Genomic DNA, 16,010 nt, shown 5'->3' with positions numbered 1-16,010 from the left:
AATGGATGCTAGGGAACAACAGAAAATGATTCAGGAATTAGAAGGCAGTGACAGGGATCCGGGTAAAAAACTGGCCATTTTTGTCAGTTCGATATCAATTCTTCTTGCTATATTTCACCTTTACGTTGCGGGCTTCGGTTTGCCGGGTATCGGTTCAAGAACATTCTTGATTATTCACCTGACACTTGCAATAGTACTGGTGTTCTTAATTTTCCCGATTAGAAAAGGGAAGGGACAAAAAACAATTCCAATATATGATTTTATATTATCAGGAGTATCACTGGGGCTCGGAATTTATTTAATAAACAGACAGGATGCGCCTGAAATAATGTCAGCGCGGCCGACAGAAGTGGACTTAATTCTTGGGGCACTGTTTATAGTGATTGTAATTGAAGCGACGAGACGTGTTGTCGGTCTGCCGCTTGTAATTATTGCATTAATTGGTATTGCCTATTTCTTCGCGGGAGAGTTTTTACCGGGACAGTTTTATCACAACAGAGGCGATTTCTCGAGATTCGTCTATGAGATTACATACAGAAGTAACGGTATATTCGGAACACCAATCTATGCTTCGGCACAATTTGTATTTATTTTTATATTGTTTGGGGCAATACTTGAATCAACCGGGGCCGGGAAAATGTTTATCGATCTTGCTATACGCGGTTTCGGTAAATATAAAGGCGGACCAGCCAAAGCGAGTGTTGTAGCAAGTGGTATGATGGGAAGTATTTCGGGAAGTTCAACTGCGAATGCGGTAACGACAGGAACATTTACTATTCCATTAATGAAACGGGTAGGATTTCCTCCGCATGTAGCGGGGGGTGTAGAAGTTGCAGCATCATCCAGCGGACAGTTCCTGCCCCCTGTTATGGGTGCAGCAGCTTTCATCATGGTAGAATTTACGGGTATTCCTTATTTTGAAATTATTAAAAGTGCACTGATACCTGCACTGCTTGCTTATGTTGGTATTCTGTTTATGGTTCATTTTGAAGCAAACAAGCACAATATATCCGGTATCGACAGATCGGAAATGTCATCGGCAAGAAAACTGCTGCTCAGTCAGGGGTATCTGATCGTGCCGATTTTAATATTGCTGTATTTCCTCGTGGTGGAGCGAGCTTCGGTTAACGCGTCTGCATTCTACTCAATTATTGCAATGATTATCATTGCTTTCTTTGCATATCGATTCAAAACGAGTATGGGCCGGACGCTAATCTTTGCGGCCATACTTCTGGGAATTACATTCTCGATGCAGTATCTGATTGTGTTTGTAAACCAGGGACTCGTGATATTTAACGATGCTCTCGGTTTAAATCTGTTTAATGCAGAGACTGTCCGCTGGCGCAGTCCGATATTTACGATGGTGCTTGGCGGAACAATTGTCGCGCTGCTTTTTGCAATCTTTATGAAGATGACAAAGCGGGATGTAGAACCTCAGAAATACGGAATCCGCCAGCTGGTGGATGGATTTGATAAAGCATCAAGAAATGCACTGAGTATTATCGTTGCCTGTGCGACGGCAGGAATTTTGATCGGCGTCATTACGACGAGCGGCTTATCGACAAAATTCACAAGAATCGTCATTGGGTTTTCAGATACGATTGAAGGCTGGCTGCCGAACTTCATGGTTACCGACAACACTCAGCTGTATATTGCTCTTGTACTGACTGTTTTTGCGTGTCTGTTTCTCGGGATGGGTCTTCCGACGACGGCAACATACGTCGTTCTTGCAGCAGTAATTGCCCCGGTACTGACGAATATGGGTCTGCCGGTTATTGTCGCACATCTGTTTGTATTGTATTACGGCGTACTCGCGGATGACACACCGCCGATTAATCTGCCGGCCTATGCAACTGCCGGGATAGCCAAGGCAGGGCCGATAAGAACCGGGGTACAGGGCTTTAAGTATGACTCAGCTGCATTACTGCTTCCGTTTATGTTTGCGATAAATCCTACAATACTGCTGATTACGGATGCCGGAATACTGGAAATGATCTGGGCAATTCTGACCGCGGCGGTCGGTATGGCAACATTCGCATCATTTATTCAAAACTATATGTTTGTGAAATATAATATTGCAGAACGTATTATCGCAGTAATCGCAGCACTGCTGTTCATTCAAAGTGATTTAATTACAGATGGAATCGGCCTTGGCCTCATTGCACTGCTGGTAGGTTATCAGCTTTATAAGAAGAAAAAGCAGGAACCTGTAACAGCATAATATAAAGACAGAAAAAAACGCGAACCGGATAATTCCGATTCGCGTTTTTTGATTTGTTTACTTATCTTCTCTTAAAATTCTTTCAGTTTCGTCGAACTCTGTAACCATGTCCGGTACAAGCTGGTTCTTAGTCATCTTACTTACGACGATACCCGCAAGTGTTGCAACGATAACACCAGGAACAATTTCATAAAGTCCTGTACCGAAACCGCCTGCAGCGATCCAGATAATAACTGTTGCAGCACCACCGATAATTGAAGCAATCGCACCTGAACGTGTCATGCCTTTCCAGTGTAATGCCATAACCATTAATGGACCGAATGCAGCACCGAAGCCTGCCCAGGCGTTTGCAACGATATCAAGAATTACAGATTCGTCGTCCCATGCAATAAGAATAGCGACAATTGCTACTATTACTACAGAAATACGGCCGGCAAGCACAAACAGTTTATCCTGTTCTTCTTCAGTCTTCGTTTCTTTACCGCCGATCATTTTCAGACGGACCATTTTATAGAAGTCCTGTACAAGTGAACTTGAAGTAACAAGAAGCTGTGAAGAAATTGTACTCATGATTGCTGCTAAAATTGCTGCCAGGAAGAATCCGCCGACTAACGGGTGGAAAAGAACCTGACTCATAAGAATGAGAATTGTCTCAGCATCTGCAACTTCGTGACGTGTTGCATCTGTGAAAGCAATACCGAGTAAACCTGTTAAACAAGCACCGATAAGCGAGATTGTCATCCAGATAATACCAATACGGCGAGCCTTAGGTACGATTTTATGTGATCTGATAGACATAAAGCGTACGATGATATGAGGCTGTCCAAAGTAACCGAATCCCCATGCAAGGTTACTGATAATGGTAATAATCGATACACCGCTGATCAGTGAAAGATAGTTGATATCAGCAATCGCACCCAGCTCTTCGATTCTGACAAACGGCTCAACACCGTCTCCAGTCAGAGTCATCCATGTTGCGATTGGAATCATAACGATAGCGATAAACATTATCGTTCCCTGGAAGAAGTCGGTAAGACTTACGGCCAGGTAACCGCCGAAGAATGTGTAGATTACAACTACGCCGGCTGTAACGAATAAGCCCCAGTGATACGGTAAGTTAAATGCACTTTCAAATAATTTACCGCCCGATACCATTCCGCTGGCTGTATAGACAGCGAAGAATATGACAATTACGAGACCTGCGATAATGCGCAGCATGTGCTTACTGTCTTTAAAGCGGTTTTCAAAAAAGTCCGGGAGCGTAATTGAGTCGTTTGAGACTTCCGAGTAAACGCGGAGTCTTGGAGCGACAACTATGTAGTTCACGTAAGCCCCGACAGTTAAACCTACAGCAATCCAAATACTTGAGAGTCCGACACTGTACATGCTTCCTGGAAGTCCCATCAGCATCCAGCCAGACATGTCAGAAGCTCCGGCAGACAATGCCGTTACCCAAGGACCGATATTACGGCCGCCGAGCATATACTCATTAAGATTTGATGTGGATTTATTGTATGCATAAACCCCAATCGCGACTAAGACGAGGAAATACACCGCCATCATCACGTACTGTTCCCACCCTGCTGTGAAGGTGAAAGTCGATCCTGCTGTTGTGTTAAGAATCATTCAAAAACCTCTCCCCTTTATAAAATTGTAAAACTGTTTATGCAGGATTAATACATAAACCATGAAGTAATCCAATCTTTCGAAACAGAAGAATAGAATTACACATAAGCCGATTATAACCATGATAGAGCACTATTACAACGTGGTCGGGTTACTTATCTGCTGATTCAGATGGAAAACCGCCCGGTAATCCTGTTACTGAGCGGTTCTTAAAGAATTTATTTTATTTGTAAATATATGCTAGCACTTCAACGGCCTGTTCTACTGAGCTTGTTACGACGTTCGCTTTCTCGGAAATTTCTTTTAATGGATGGATTAATTTTTCCGGACGGACTAAAATTAACGGTTTGCCGTTATTAATGGCTGTAGTCGCATCCATTGCAGTATTCCACTGTTTATATTCTTCGCCGAAAAGAGCGATTACTACGTCAGCTTTGTTCATTAGAACCTGCGTGCGCAGATTGTTAATGCCCGATGCTGCATCATCGCGGTAGTACTTGTTTGGCTGTTCACCGAGAATATTTTCACCGATATCGTCAGATAAATCATGATTCGTCTGAGGTGAAACAAAAGTTAACGGTAAATCTTTTTCTGCTGCCAGCGATTGAATTTTGTCTCTCCAGTCACTGTGAATCTCGCCTGCCAAATAAACTGTTAAATCCATGAAACAACCTCCTAATAGTCATTGCATATTAGTATATACCCTAATCTGTTTATGGTAAAATGTTTAGAGTAGATTAATAATCCATGGAGAGGAATAGACCGACATGAAAGTTGCATTATTTGATTTTGACGGGACTTTATATCCGCATGAAACATTTGAAACACTGCGTGCGCATTTGAAAAGCCACCCGAAATATAAAAAGAACTATAAACACTTTGTCCGTCATTTTGCACCTGCATATTTTGGTTATAAAATGAAGATGGTGCCGAAAATCAAAATGCAGAACAGAGCATTGGAATCGTACATACTTTCTTTCAAAGGTTATTCCAAACAGGAAATTGACGGGTTTTTTGCAGATGTTGCAAATGAGATGAGCGAAGAGCTCAGAACTTCGCTGCTTGAAAAAATTCAGCAGCTGAAGCAGGAAAATTATTATATCGTGCTGATTTCCGGTGCTTTTATACCTTTACTCGAAGCGTTATTTAAAGGTGTCGGATTCGATTATATCGTCGGCTCAAAAATACATTACAACGGCAACAAGCTGGATTACAAAACGCGGTTTGAACGCATGTTTGCGGATCGTAAAATCGATATTATAAAAGAACATTTCAAAAACAAAGAAGTGGACTGGACGAACAGTCAGGCGTACAGTGACAGTATAACGGATCTTAAAATGCTGGAACTTGTCGGCAAACCGGTGGCAGTAGCACCGGACAGTGATCTCCTGTCCGTCGCACAGGATAAGAACTGGAAAATATTAAACGATTTTTAGGAGGATAAACTGTGAGCTTAATTAATTTAACAGAAGCGGATCTTTATCCGACAGAGAAGTTTGGACCATCAGTGGAAGGTACAGTACTTTATAAAGTAAGGGACCAGGCGCACTTCCCGGGTGCATATATGACGACAAATGAACGTATGTTCATGAATGTAGATATGAACGGTGAGGCCTACACCAGAGTGTTTGCCTATCCGGATATTGTGCAGTCATATGTTGAAGATAATGTACTGTTTATAGAATTCCCGGAAGGTATGGGGAAAATAGCAATGGTTGACATTACTTCGGGAGACGCTGAATCCTTCGCTCAGTTTGTGAATGAAAAAAGCGGAAAATAATAAAGTTTAAGGTGCGCTGTTACAGCGCATTTTTTTGTTTCAATTAGTATAACACTTTTAATTATTGGTATAACACATTTCATAATATGACTTTCAGAAGATGGAAAAAAGGAGTATACTGTTACTGACTGTTAATATACTAAAATAATGATAAGGGGCATCAATTTAAGTATGACTACTTCTATTAGCAAAACGGACGTGGTTCTGATTGGCGGCGGGATTATGAGCGCTACACTCGGAACACTGTTAAAAGAATTAAAACCCGACTGGAACATTAAAGTTTTTGAAAAGCTTGATGATGTTGCAATCGAAAGTTCAAACGCATGGAATAACGCCGGTACAGGACATTCTGCGTTATGTGAGCTGAACTATACACCGGAGCTGGCAGACGGCTCAATAGATACTGCAAAAGCTGTTAAAATTAATGAGCAGTTCCAGATTTCAAAACAACTGTGGGCGTATTTAATTGAAAAGGGCTATATGGGTAATCCGGAAGACTTTATCCGCACAGTTCCCCACATGAGTTTTGTAGAAGGCGAAAAGAATGTGGAGTTCCTTAAGAAGCGTGTTGAAAAACTGACTGAAAGTCCGCTGTTTGAAGGGATGGAATACAGTGACGACCACGAAGTACTGAAAGAATGGCTTCCCCTGATGATGGAAGGGCGCGACCCGAATGAAGAAATCGCTGTGACGCGTATTGATTCAGGGACGGACATTAACTTCGGCAGTCTGACTAAGAAATTATTCGCGAAATTGAAAGAGCAGGGTGTTGAAATGAATTTCAAGCATGCTGTTCAGGATATCCGACGCACACAAAAAGAAAAGTGGCAGGTTAAAGTTAAAAATATGAACAACAGCAAGATGGAATACCACACAGCAGACTTTGTATTTATCGGTGCGGGCGGCGGCAGTCTGCCGTTACTGCAGAAGACAAATATTCCGGAATCTAAAAATATCGGAGGCTTCCCGGTCAGCGGGCTGTTCCTCGTATGTGATGATGAAGAAGTGGTGAACCGGCACGAAGCTAAAGTGTACGGTAAAGCAAAAGTCGGCGCACCGCCGATGTCAGTACCGCATCTTGATACACGTTATATCGACGGCAAGAGATCGTTACTGTTCGGACCGTTTGCCGGCTTCTCTCCGAAATTCCTGAAGACAGGTTCTTACATGGACTTGATCGGCTCGGTTAAACCGTATAACGTTCTGACTATGCTGTCAGCCGGTGCGAAAGAAATGGGTCTGACTAAATATTTAATACAGCAGGTTCTTCTTAAAGACGAAGAACGTATGGACGAGCTCCGTGAATTTATTCCGGAAGCACAGTCTAAAGACTGGAAGACAATTACAGCAGGTCAGCGTGTACAGATGATTAAAGATACGGACAAAGGAAAAGGGACGTTGATGTTCGGTACGGAAACGATTGTTTCTGAAGACGGTTCAATTGCGGCACTGCTTGGTGCTTCACCAGGTGCTTCTGTATGTGTTGATGCAATGCTTGAACTGTTAAAACAGGCATTCCCTGAAGAGTTTGGAACGTGGCAGGATAAGATTAAGGAAATGATCCCGACTTACGGTACTTCATTATCTGACAATCCTGAGATGTTTAAAGAAATGAACGAACGCACAACTGATACTTTAAGACTGAAAAGTCATGAGACAGGTGCATTGTTAAGCTGATTTAAAATAGACAGGCATCAGATTCCAGAGCGGAACTGATGCCTGCTTTTTTATTTCACCGATTGACTGATGGCCTGTTCGATATCCTGAATAATATCATCCGCGTTTTCAATGCCGATGGACAGACGAATCAGTGAATCATCGATTCCGCGTTTGATGCGCTCTTCATCCGGCATCTCGGCATGAGTCTGAGTAAACGGGAAGGTGATAAATGTTTCGGTACCGCCGAGACTCTCGGCGAATGTACAGAGTTCAATCTTTTCCAGGAATGTGTTTACGCTGTGTGTCTTTTTGAAACGGAGACTGAGCATGCCTGTCGTTCCGGCATAGAGCACTTTATCGACTGCTTCATGGTTTTTAAAATGTGCAGCGACTTTTTTTGCGTTGTCGATTTGACGGTCCATTCTGACGTGCAGCGTTTTTAAACCGCGGAGCAGCAGGAAGCCGTCGAACGGTGATAATGTGGCACCGATCATATTGTGGTACAAACCGAGTTGTTCAGCGAGAGTTTCATCTTTAACCGTGACAACGCCGGCAAGAACGTCGTTATGACCGCCGATATATTTGGTTGCTGAATGAAGTACGATATCCGCACCTTCTGTCAGCGGCCTTGATAAGTATGGTGTTAAGAATGTGTTATCGATAATAGTCAGGATATTATTTTCCTGTGCAATTTTGTACAGAGGTGGTAAATCTGTTGTTTCCATGGAAGGATTGGTGATGGGCTCGATAAAGAATGCCCGGGTCTTACGGGTGATTAGAGAAGTCAGCTCTTCATGGTTATTAAAATCTGCATAGTGGAATCTGATGTTGTATTTCTTTTCATAGAAATCAAAGATTCTGTATGTACCGCCGTATAAGTCGAAACTGACGATTACTTCATCGCCGCTGTTAAGTAAGTTGCAGCAAAGCTGAACAGCTGCCATGCCGCTTGAAGTGGCGAAAGAATGAGTGCCGCCTTCCAGTTCTGCGAATGCTTCTTCGAAATGGGAACGCGTCGGATTTTTAGTCCGCGTGTAGTCGAATCCTGTAGACTGTCCGACACCGTCGTGTTTAAATGCAGTTGATAAATATATAGGGCTGGTCGTCGCACCTGTATGGTCAGGTTTTAATGAAATTTGAGATAATTTAGTGTCCAATATTTACCATCCTTTTCGTCTATGTATTTTATGAAAGATATGTTAAATATATAAACTAAGTCTATACAAGTCAATGACTTGCTGGAATATTGCGAAAACTTAAAATTAATAACGGCAATACACCGCATAAGAAAGTGGTAGATAATAATAACGATAAGCGTTATAATTAGGTTAATTCAATTACAGGAGTGATACGAGTGAGTCAGTCACAGAACGTTATATACTATACAACAGCTCAAGTAACGGACATGGTAGAACTGTCTGATCAGAACGTTAGAAAATACGTTAGATTACTTGAAGACAGAAATTATGAAGTTGCAAAAGATGAACACAACAGAAGATTGTTTTCTAAAAAAGATGTGAGTGTTTTACAGGAAATGATTAAAATTGCGAAGTCTCCGGGAAATACTCTGGACTCCGCAGCAGATGAAATCATTGAAAATATGGATGACTTTGAAGAGATGCCAAGTGAAAATCAGATTTCTAAAATGTCGGACAGCGACGTTTCGAGATTACTTGCGCTGGTACTTGAAAAGCTGGATGAAATCCAAAATGAAAACAAAGAGCTTAAATCAAATATAAGCACACTGGTGCACAGACTTGAGGAATATGATCTTAAAGCACTTGAATACAACCCGGTAGAAAAAGTTGAAACATCCATCGCGGAAGACACAACAGAAGATGCTTCGGAAGAAACGGGCATGGAAGAAACCGTGACGCCGGAAACAACAGAGGAAGAAATCGTTGTTGAAGCTCCTGCTGAAGAAGAGGAAGCAGTGGAAGAAGAGACTGTTGAAGAGGAGCCGGCTGAAGAAGCAGAGGAGGCTGTGGCAGAAGAAGATGCTGCCGAGGAAGAAACTGCCGTTGAGACCGAAGAAACTGCCGAAAAATCTGTGGAGACTGAAAAGCAGAACACTGGTACAATCGACCTGAGTGCACAGGAAGAGAAGGTAACATCGGAACCAGCAGAAGAAGTGAATACAGAAGATACTGCCAAACAGCAGATTGAAGAACCTAAAAAAGGATTCTTCGGTAAACTGGCAAGCATGTTCAAAGGATAGAATCGAAATTTATTTCGATTCTTTTTTTATTTCTGCAAGTTCGTTGACATGCACTTTTAAATCTAATATAATCCCTATTGGCGAACGAGATTGAAACATCATTTAAATAATATGCGGATTAGAGGAGCTTTTATCATGGAAAACGTTTTTGATTATGAAGATATACAGTTAATTCCGAACAAATGTATTGTGGACAGTCGTTCAGAGTGTGATACGTCAATTAAATTCGGCAAGCACACATTCAAACTGCCTGTAGTGCCTGCGAATATGCAGACTATCATTGATGAAAATATTGCAGAATATCTGGCGGAAAATGGATACTTCTATATAATGCACCGTTTCAAACCTGAAACACGCATCGATTTTATTAATAAAATGAGAGATAAAAACCTGATTTCTTCTATAAGTGTCGGGATTAAACCTGAAGAGTACGATTTTGTACTCAGCTTAAAAGAACAAAGCTTAGTGCCTGACTATATTACAATTGACATTGCTCACGGTCATTCAGACAGAGTAATGGATATGATTAAGCACATTAAAAAGAATATTCCTGAGGCGTTTCTGATTGCAGGTAACGTCGGCACACCTGAAGCAGTAAGAGAACTTGAACATGCAGGTGCGGACGCTACCAAAGTTGGAATCGGTCCGGGTAAAGTATGTATTACGAAAATAAAAACTGGATTTGGTACAGGCGGATGGCAGCTTGCTGCACTGCGTTTATGTGCAAAAGCGGCATCAAAACCGATTATCGCCGACGGCGGAATCCGTACACACGGTGATATCGCTAAATCAGTAAGATTCGGTGCATCGATGGTAATGATCGGTTCACTGTTTGCAGGACACGAAGAATCACCGGGGACTGTATACGAGGAAAACGGTCAGAAATATAAGGAATATTTCGGTTCAGCATCTGAATTCCAAAAAGGTGAACACAAAAATGTTGAAGGCAAGAAAATGTATGTAGAATACAAAGGGCCATTGGCTGCAACGCTGAGAGAAATGCAGCAGGATCTTCAGTCTTCTATATCATATGCCGGCGGCAATACTCTCGATGCAATCCGCACAGTCGATTACGTAGTAGTTAAAAACTCAATCTTCAATGGCGATAAAGTATATTAAATAGATAAATGCAGCAGAACCGTTACGGCGGTTCTGTTTTTTTGTTGGAGAAGGGTTGAATATTCCCAGGGTGAGGTCGTTTATTCCGCAATGAGCGCGCGGCATTCCCGGGCAAGCGCGTTTCCTCCGCAATGAGCACTCCTCATTCCCGGCCAAATACACCTCGCAACCCCCAAAACCGCTAAAAAACGCCAAATCCACAACGGATTTGGCGTCAACGCATCATTTAATCTTCTATATCATGTAAATCTTTATATCGCTTCGTACTTTCCAGCATCATTTCTTCCATCGTACCGACATCGTCGCTTTGAATGGCAGCGTTCAGTTTATCGAGCTGGGTCTGGAAGTTTTCAATGTGTTTAACCAGATGTTCTTTGTTCATCATAAACAGTTCCGGCCACAGTTTCTCGTTAATGTTCGTGATGCGTGTTAAGTCACGGTAGCTGTCTCCGGTATATTTCTTCGTATTACGTTCTGTATCGTCACTGTTGATTAAAGAAATCGCAATAACGTGTGTGAGCTGACTCGTAAATCCGATCATTTCATCGTGGAAATCAGGTGTGACAACAGAAATATTGCCGAATTCCAGTTTCTTCACGAAGTTTTTCAGAAACTCGATGTTTTCTTCTCTGTTTCTCGGTGTGGGTGTGATTAAATAGTTGGCACCGATAAAAACCTCACGGCTGCTGAATTCCAGTCCCCGGTTTTCGCGTCCGGCCATCGGGTGTCCAAATACAAAGTCTGCGTGTTCAGGGAGCAGGGGTTCAACTTCTCCGATAATCGAAGTTTTTACACCGGTCACATCTGTAATAATACATCCTTCTTTTAAGTAAGGTGCATAATCTTTCACCAGCTGTACAAGCAGTTTTGGATAAACCGCAAAAATAATCAGGTCGGCATTTGGGATAATATCTTTAAAATCCTGTGAGCCGTCTTTAATAATGTGTTGTGCTTTTGCCTGTTCAAGCACGTCGTTGTCGATATCTATTGCATATGTATCAGCATCGGGAATGTTCTCTTTAATGGCAAGGGCAAACGATCCGCCGATATTTCCTAAACCGATTATTGCTATATTCATATATTAAAAGCCTCCGTATTTTTACGATTATACTATAAGAATGAATATACATTAATTAACTAAATTATGTAAACATTTAATTAATTCTAATAATATCATTGACAAAGCAAAATACCCGGCATATAATAACAAACAAATACATTACAAAGGAGCGGTTACTATGTTAACCCATTCAACTTCACAACTTAATAACCGTTTATACTTTAGCTATTTTTGATACCGTTTGTACTCATCATTCGTACAAACGTAAAACAAACTGTTTGTATCAATGATGGCTGAAGATTTTGTAATGTCTAGCCATTTACTTTTAATAAGTGGCTGGGAGTCGGGACTTCTACATATTTTTCTATACTCACTGCCACTTACTATATAAAGTTAAGTGGCAGTTTTATTTTTAAAAAAATTAGGAGGCTATTCAATATGATTATTCATGTAAAACGCGACGCAACGGAAGGTAACATTCAGACACTGGTTTCAAATATAGAGGAAGCAGGTTTCAAGGTACACCGTTCGGATGGTGAAAGACGAACAATAATCGGTCTGATTGGCGATACATCAAAAGTCTCCGAAAATGATTTCAAAAAATACAGTATCGTAGACGGGGTGTACAGAATTCAAAAGCCATACAAGAAAGCAAACAGAAGTTTCCAGGAAGATGACAGCGTAATCGATATAGGCAATGGTGTTAAAGTCGGCGCTGAAAACTTCATGGTATGTGCAGGTCCATGTTCTGTTGAGGATTTAGACAGCACAGTGGAACTGGCAATTAAATTAAAAGATGCGGGTGCAAACTCACTCCGCGGCGGAGCATTCAAACCGCGTACGTCACCATACAGCTTCCAGGGGCTTGGTGTTGAAGGGCTCAAAATTTTAAATGAAGCTAAAAAAGAAACAGGTCTGCCAATTGTTTCAGAGCTGATGGGAACGGATCATTTGGATACATTTGTCGACATGGTTGACGTGATTCAAATCGGTGCGCGCAACATGCAGAACTTTGACTTACTGAAAGCGCTTGGTCAGACGAACAAACCGGTTTACTTAAAACGCGGTATGTCAGCAACGATTCAGGAGTGGTTAATGTCTGCCGAGTACATCATGGCCGGCGGAAACAACAACGTCGTACTTGTGGAACGCGGTATCCGCACTTTCGAAACAGCGACGCGCAACACACTTGATATTCAGGCAGTACCGGTGGCACAAAAAGAATCGCACCTGCCGATTATTGTTGACCCGTCACACGCAGCAGGTGTCAGATACCTGATTCCTTCAATGGCGAAAGCAGCAGTAATGGCCGGAGCAAACGGTCTGCAGATTGAAGTTCACGAAGATCCGGAGAATGCATGGAGCGATGGTCAGCAGTGTCTGACACCTGCAGAGTTCAAAGAATTAATGGACACAATCAAAGTACTTCTTGAAATCGAGAAAAAACAAATTAACGATATCGTTATAGCATAAAAAAATGAGGAGGCTAACCATGGGGAGACATGAAGAGTTACGTAAAGAAATAGACAGTATAGACCGCCAGCTCGTTCAGCTTTTCGAAAAGAGGATGAAAGTGTCGACGGAAATTGCTGAGTATAAACTCGCCAATAACGTACCGGTACTGGACTCGCAGCGTGAGAAGATGGTTATTAACAGAAACATATCCCATTTAAATGATCACACGCTGGATACTTATATCTCGGAGTTTAGTAAACACCTCATGGAGCTCTCACGTAGAAGACAGCAGGAATGTCTTCACAGTCAGCATACGAAAACATGCTAAAAGGCGCCCGTCCGGGCGCCTTTTTATGTTAGTTTCTGCAGTTTTGTCAGATCGTACAGCGTATTTTGGTACGTTTCATTGAGCCAGTTGTTAAACAGCAGATGGCCGTGGCTCCGCCATTGGAATTTCGGGTTTTCTGCGGGATTATTTTCCGGGTAATAATTGTATGGTACAGCTGTATCAAGCCCGTTCCCGGCATCGCGGTCATATTCTTTTTTCAGCGTTTCACGGTCGTATTCAAGGTGACCGAATATAAACAGGTCCCGCTGATTTTTGGAAGTAATGATGTCCGGGCCGTATTCTTTACTTGAAGTCAGAATTTCCAGTTCTGGAATATCGTGAAGAACCTCGTAATTAATCTTCGTATGTCTCGACTGTGGTACCTGATAAATATCATCAAAGCCGCGTATATACGGATGTTCGGGTTTTATATTCTGATAATCAAACACGCCGAACAATTTTTCTGATAAAGTATACTTTTCGACATTATAATAGTGGTTCAAGGCAAATTGTGCACCCCAGCAAATATAAAATCTGGAGAAGACATGAGTCTGTGCCCAGTCGATAATCGTTTTAAGTTCATCGATGTAGCCCACCTGTTCGAAATTCAGTTTCTCAACCGGCGCACCGGTCACTATCATGCCGTCAAAATAATCATCTTTTACTTCATTATATGTTTTATAAAATTTCTGGAGATGACTCGTCGGTGTGTTTCTGCTTTTATGTGTCGACATATGCAGAAATTCAACATCGACCTGGAGTGGAGAGTTGCCGAGCAGCCTTAACAGCTGGAGTTCGGTTGTTTCTTTTAACGGCATGAGGTTTAAAATAAGAATTTTTAATGGACGAATGTCCTGAGATATCGCGCGGGAAGCTTCTATGGTATATACTTGTTCTTGTTGCAATTTCGTCCGTACAGGAAGTCCTTCGATGATTTTAATTGGCATGCATTCACGTCCTTAAATAACAAATAGTAAGTACTTCTTAATGTAACAGAAAACAAACGACAGTCAATGTCGAAATTGTCAAAAAACTTTTAAAGCTACATATAAACAAATTTTGGAGGAATGATAATGAACTCAGTTTTAATAGCGATACTTGTTATGGTCATTTTAAGTCTGTGCAGACTTAATGTCATACTCGCACTGTTTATCGGTGCACTTATCGGGGGCCTTGTGTCCGGCATGGGTGTTGAAGAAGTCATCGGTGTATTCACAGGCGGCATTGTCAACGGTGCAGAAATTGCACTCAGTTATGCCCTGCTTGGAGGGTTTGCCGCACTCATCGCATACAGCGGTATAACCGACGTTATGGTAGATAAGATTTTAAGTGTGCTGAACTCCAGTAAAACGACGAAAGCACGCGTAATTGCGAAGGTTTCATTAGTCGTAACGCTGCTCGTTATTTCTATGATAAGCCAGAATTTAATTCCGGTGCATATTGCATTTATTCCCATACTTATTCCGCCGCTGATCAGTCTGTTTAACGAGCTGCAGCTGGACCGCAGACTGCTGGCTATTGTTATGACTTTTGGTCTGACATTTACGTATGCGGTGCTGCCGTTTGGTTACGGTCAGATTTTCCAGAATACAATAGTGACGAGCTTTGCCAATGCAGGTTCGACAATTGAGTTTGGAGATGTTGCACCGAACATGCTGATTCCGGCGCTCGGTTTCGCTGCCGGTTTAATTCTGGCATTTTTCTACTATAGAAAACCGCGTAAATACTTAAACCAGGAAAGCGAACTGTCTTCAGAGAGGGTTAAGGTCAGCACGAAGACTTTAGTAACTGCAGCAATTGCAATTATCGTGACGTTCACAGTGCAGTTCTTTACGGATTCAATGATTTTTGGTGCTCTCGGCGGTATTATGGTTTTCTTCCTGTCAATGCAGTTTAAATGGGCTGACCTTGACCGTGAACTTGTCAACGGTATTAAAATCATGGCTTATATCGGTATGGTAATGCTTGCTGCAAACGGTTTTGCGGGTGTCATTACTGCAACTGACGATGTCCTGCCGCTGGTTAACAGTATTTCAGATTCACTTGGTAATAATAAGGCGTTTATCGTGATGGGCATGCTGCTGGTCGGTTTAGTCGTAACGATGGGAATCGGTTCATCATTTGCTACATTGCCGATTATCGCTGCGATATTTGTGCCGATGGGGACGGAACTCGGTCTGTCAATCGCTGCAATTATTGCGATTGTCGGTACTGCCGGTGTGCTTGGTGATGCCGGTTCTCCGGCTTCTGATTCCACGCTCGGACCGACTGCAGGACTGAATGTCGATGGTCAGCATGATCACATCTGGGACACATGTGTACCGACATTTATCTTCCTGAATATACCTGTTCTTATTACGGGCTTTATTGGCGGTATGATTTTGTAGGAAATTTAAGATAAATTTAATGTAATAAAATGATAAAAAGGTGACTGCCAACTTGAAAATTTCCGGATAATGTAGTTTAATTAATCTACTAAGTAAAAAAATTCACTAATTAGCAGCGAATTTGTCCTGAGCTTCATATTTAATCATTTAACGACTT

Annotated in this window: 14 protein-coding genes; 9 read left to right on the top strand and 5 right to left on the bottom strand. The window is 42.0% G+C overall.

Going from position 1 to position 16,010, the window contains the following annotated elements; translation table 11 throughout:
- Position 1: 1 nt before the first annotated feature.
- Positions 2-2,221, top strand: a complete 2,220-nt coding sequence (locus RZ44_RS06725; protein ID WP_035809778.1) for a TRAP transporter permease — start codon at positions 2-4, stop codon at positions 2,219-2,221.
- A 57-nt stretch (positions 2,222-2,278) separates the two neighbouring features.
- Here RZ44_RS06725 and putP read toward each other — a convergent pair whose 3' ends face one another.
- The gene (gene putP, locus RZ44_RS06720) at positions 2,279-3,847 is read right to left on the bottom strand and encodes a sodium/proline symporter PutP (RefSeq protein WP_035809776.1); all 1,569 of its coding nucleotides are present in this window, start codon (positions 3,845-3,847) and stop codon (positions 2,279-2,281) included.
- Between the two features lie 223 nt (positions 3,848-4,070).
- Positions 4,071-4,511, bottom strand: a complete 441-nt coding sequence (locus RZ44_RS06715; protein ID WP_035809775.1) for a YtoQ family protein — start codon at positions 4,509-4,511, stop codon at positions 4,071-4,073.
- Positions 4,512-4,614: 103 nt separating this feature from the next.
- Here RZ44_RS06715 and RZ44_RS06710 point away from each other — a divergent pair, with 103 nt between their 5' ends.
- The 3 genes from RZ44_RS06710 (at position 4,615) to RZ44_RS06700 (ending at position 7,304) form a co-directional block, all read left to right on the top strand.
- Positions 4,615-5,283, top strand: a complete 669-nt coding sequence (locus tag RZ44_RS06710) for an HAD family hydrolase (RefSeq protein WP_035809774.1) — start codon at positions 4,615-4,617, stop codon at positions 5,281-5,283.
- A gap of 11 nt (positions 5,284-5,294) precedes the next feature.
- Entirely contained in the window at positions 5,295-5,627 is a 333-nt protein-coding gene (locus tag RZ44_RS06705; protein WP_035809773.1) for a hypothetical protein, read from the top strand.
- A gap of 171 nt (positions 5,628-5,798) precedes the next feature.
- Positions 5,799-7,304, top strand: coding sequence for a malate:quinone oxidoreductase (locus tag RZ44_RS06700; protein WP_035809771.1), 1,506 nt, complete (start codon positions 5,799-5,801; stop codon positions 7,302-7,304).
- Positions 7,305-7,354: 50 nt separating this feature from the next.
- On the opposite strand, the gene RZ44_RS06695 is transcribed toward RZ44_RS06700, so the two are convergent.
- Positions 7,355-8,446 (bottom strand): PLP-dependent transferase, encoded by a 1,092-nt coding sequence (locus RZ44_RS06695; RefSeq protein ID WP_035809769.1) that lies wholly within the window; start codon positions 8,444-8,446, stop codon positions 7,355-7,357.
- Positions 8,447-8,640: 194 nt separating this feature from the next.
- Between RZ44_RS06695 and RZ44_RS06690 the strand changes: the two genes are divergently transcribed.
- Both RZ44_RS06690 and guaC read left to right on the top strand, forming a co-directional pair.
- On the top strand, positions 8,641-9,504 hold the full coding sequence (locus RZ44_RS06690) for a hypothetical protein (RefSeq protein WP_035809768.1): 864 nt from the start codon (positions 8,641-8,643) through the stop codon (positions 9,502-9,504).
- Positions 9,505-9,639: 135 nt separating this feature from the next.
- Positions 9,640-10,623, top strand: a complete 984-nt coding sequence (gene guaC, locus RZ44_RS06685) for a GMP reductase (RefSeq protein ID WP_035809766.1) — start codon at positions 9,640-9,642, stop codon at positions 10,621-10,623.
- Positions 10,624-10,849: 226 nt separating this feature from the next.
- Here guaC and RZ44_RS06680 read toward each other — a convergent pair whose 3' ends face one another.
- Positions 10,850-11,701, bottom strand: a complete 852-nt coding sequence (locus RZ44_RS06680; RefSeq protein WP_035809765.1) for a prephenate dehydrogenase — start codon at positions 11,699-11,701, stop codon at positions 10,850-10,852.
- Positions 11,702-12,121: 420 nt separating this feature from the next.
- On the opposite strand from RZ44_RS06680, the gene aroF reads away from it, so the two are divergent.
- Complete coding sequence (aroF, locus tag RZ44_RS06675) at positions 12,122-13,156, top strand: 3-deoxy-7-phosphoheptulonate synthase (protein WP_035809763.1); 1,035 nt, start codon at positions 12,122-12,124, stop codon at positions 13,154-13,156.
- 19 nt (positions 13,157-13,175) lie between these two features.
- On the top strand, positions 13,176-13,466 hold the full coding sequence (locus RZ44_RS06670; RefSeq protein ID WP_035809762.1) for a chorismate mutase: 291 nt from the start codon (positions 13,176-13,178) through the stop codon (positions 13,464-13,466).
- 23 nt (positions 13,467-13,489) lie between these two features.
- Here the strand turns inward: RZ44_RS06670 and RZ44_RS06665 are convergent, their stop codons facing one another.
- Entirely contained in the window at positions 13,490-14,413 is a 924-nt protein-coding gene (locus RZ44_RS06665; protein WP_035809761.1) for a homoserine O-succinyltransferase, read from the bottom strand.
- Between the two features lie 123 nt (positions 14,414-14,536).
- On the opposite strand from RZ44_RS06665, the gene RZ44_RS06660 reads away from it, so the two are divergent.
- Positions 14,537-15,853, top strand: coding sequence for a Na+/H+ antiporter family protein (locus tag RZ44_RS06660; RefSeq protein WP_035811621.1), 1,317 nt, complete (start codon positions 14,537-14,539; stop codon positions 15,851-15,853).
- The last annotated feature ends 157 nt before the right edge of the window (positions 15,854-16,010 follow it).

This window comes from Jeotgalicoccus saudimassiliensis (assembly GCF_000756715.1).
In the GTDB taxonomy this organism is placed as follows: Bacteria; Bacillota; Bacilli; order Staphylococcales; family Salinicoccaceae; genus Jeotgalicoccus; species Jeotgalicoccus saudimassiliensis.
Note: the sequence above shows the minus strand (reverse complement) of the source record. Positions and strands in the feature narration are given on the sequence as shown.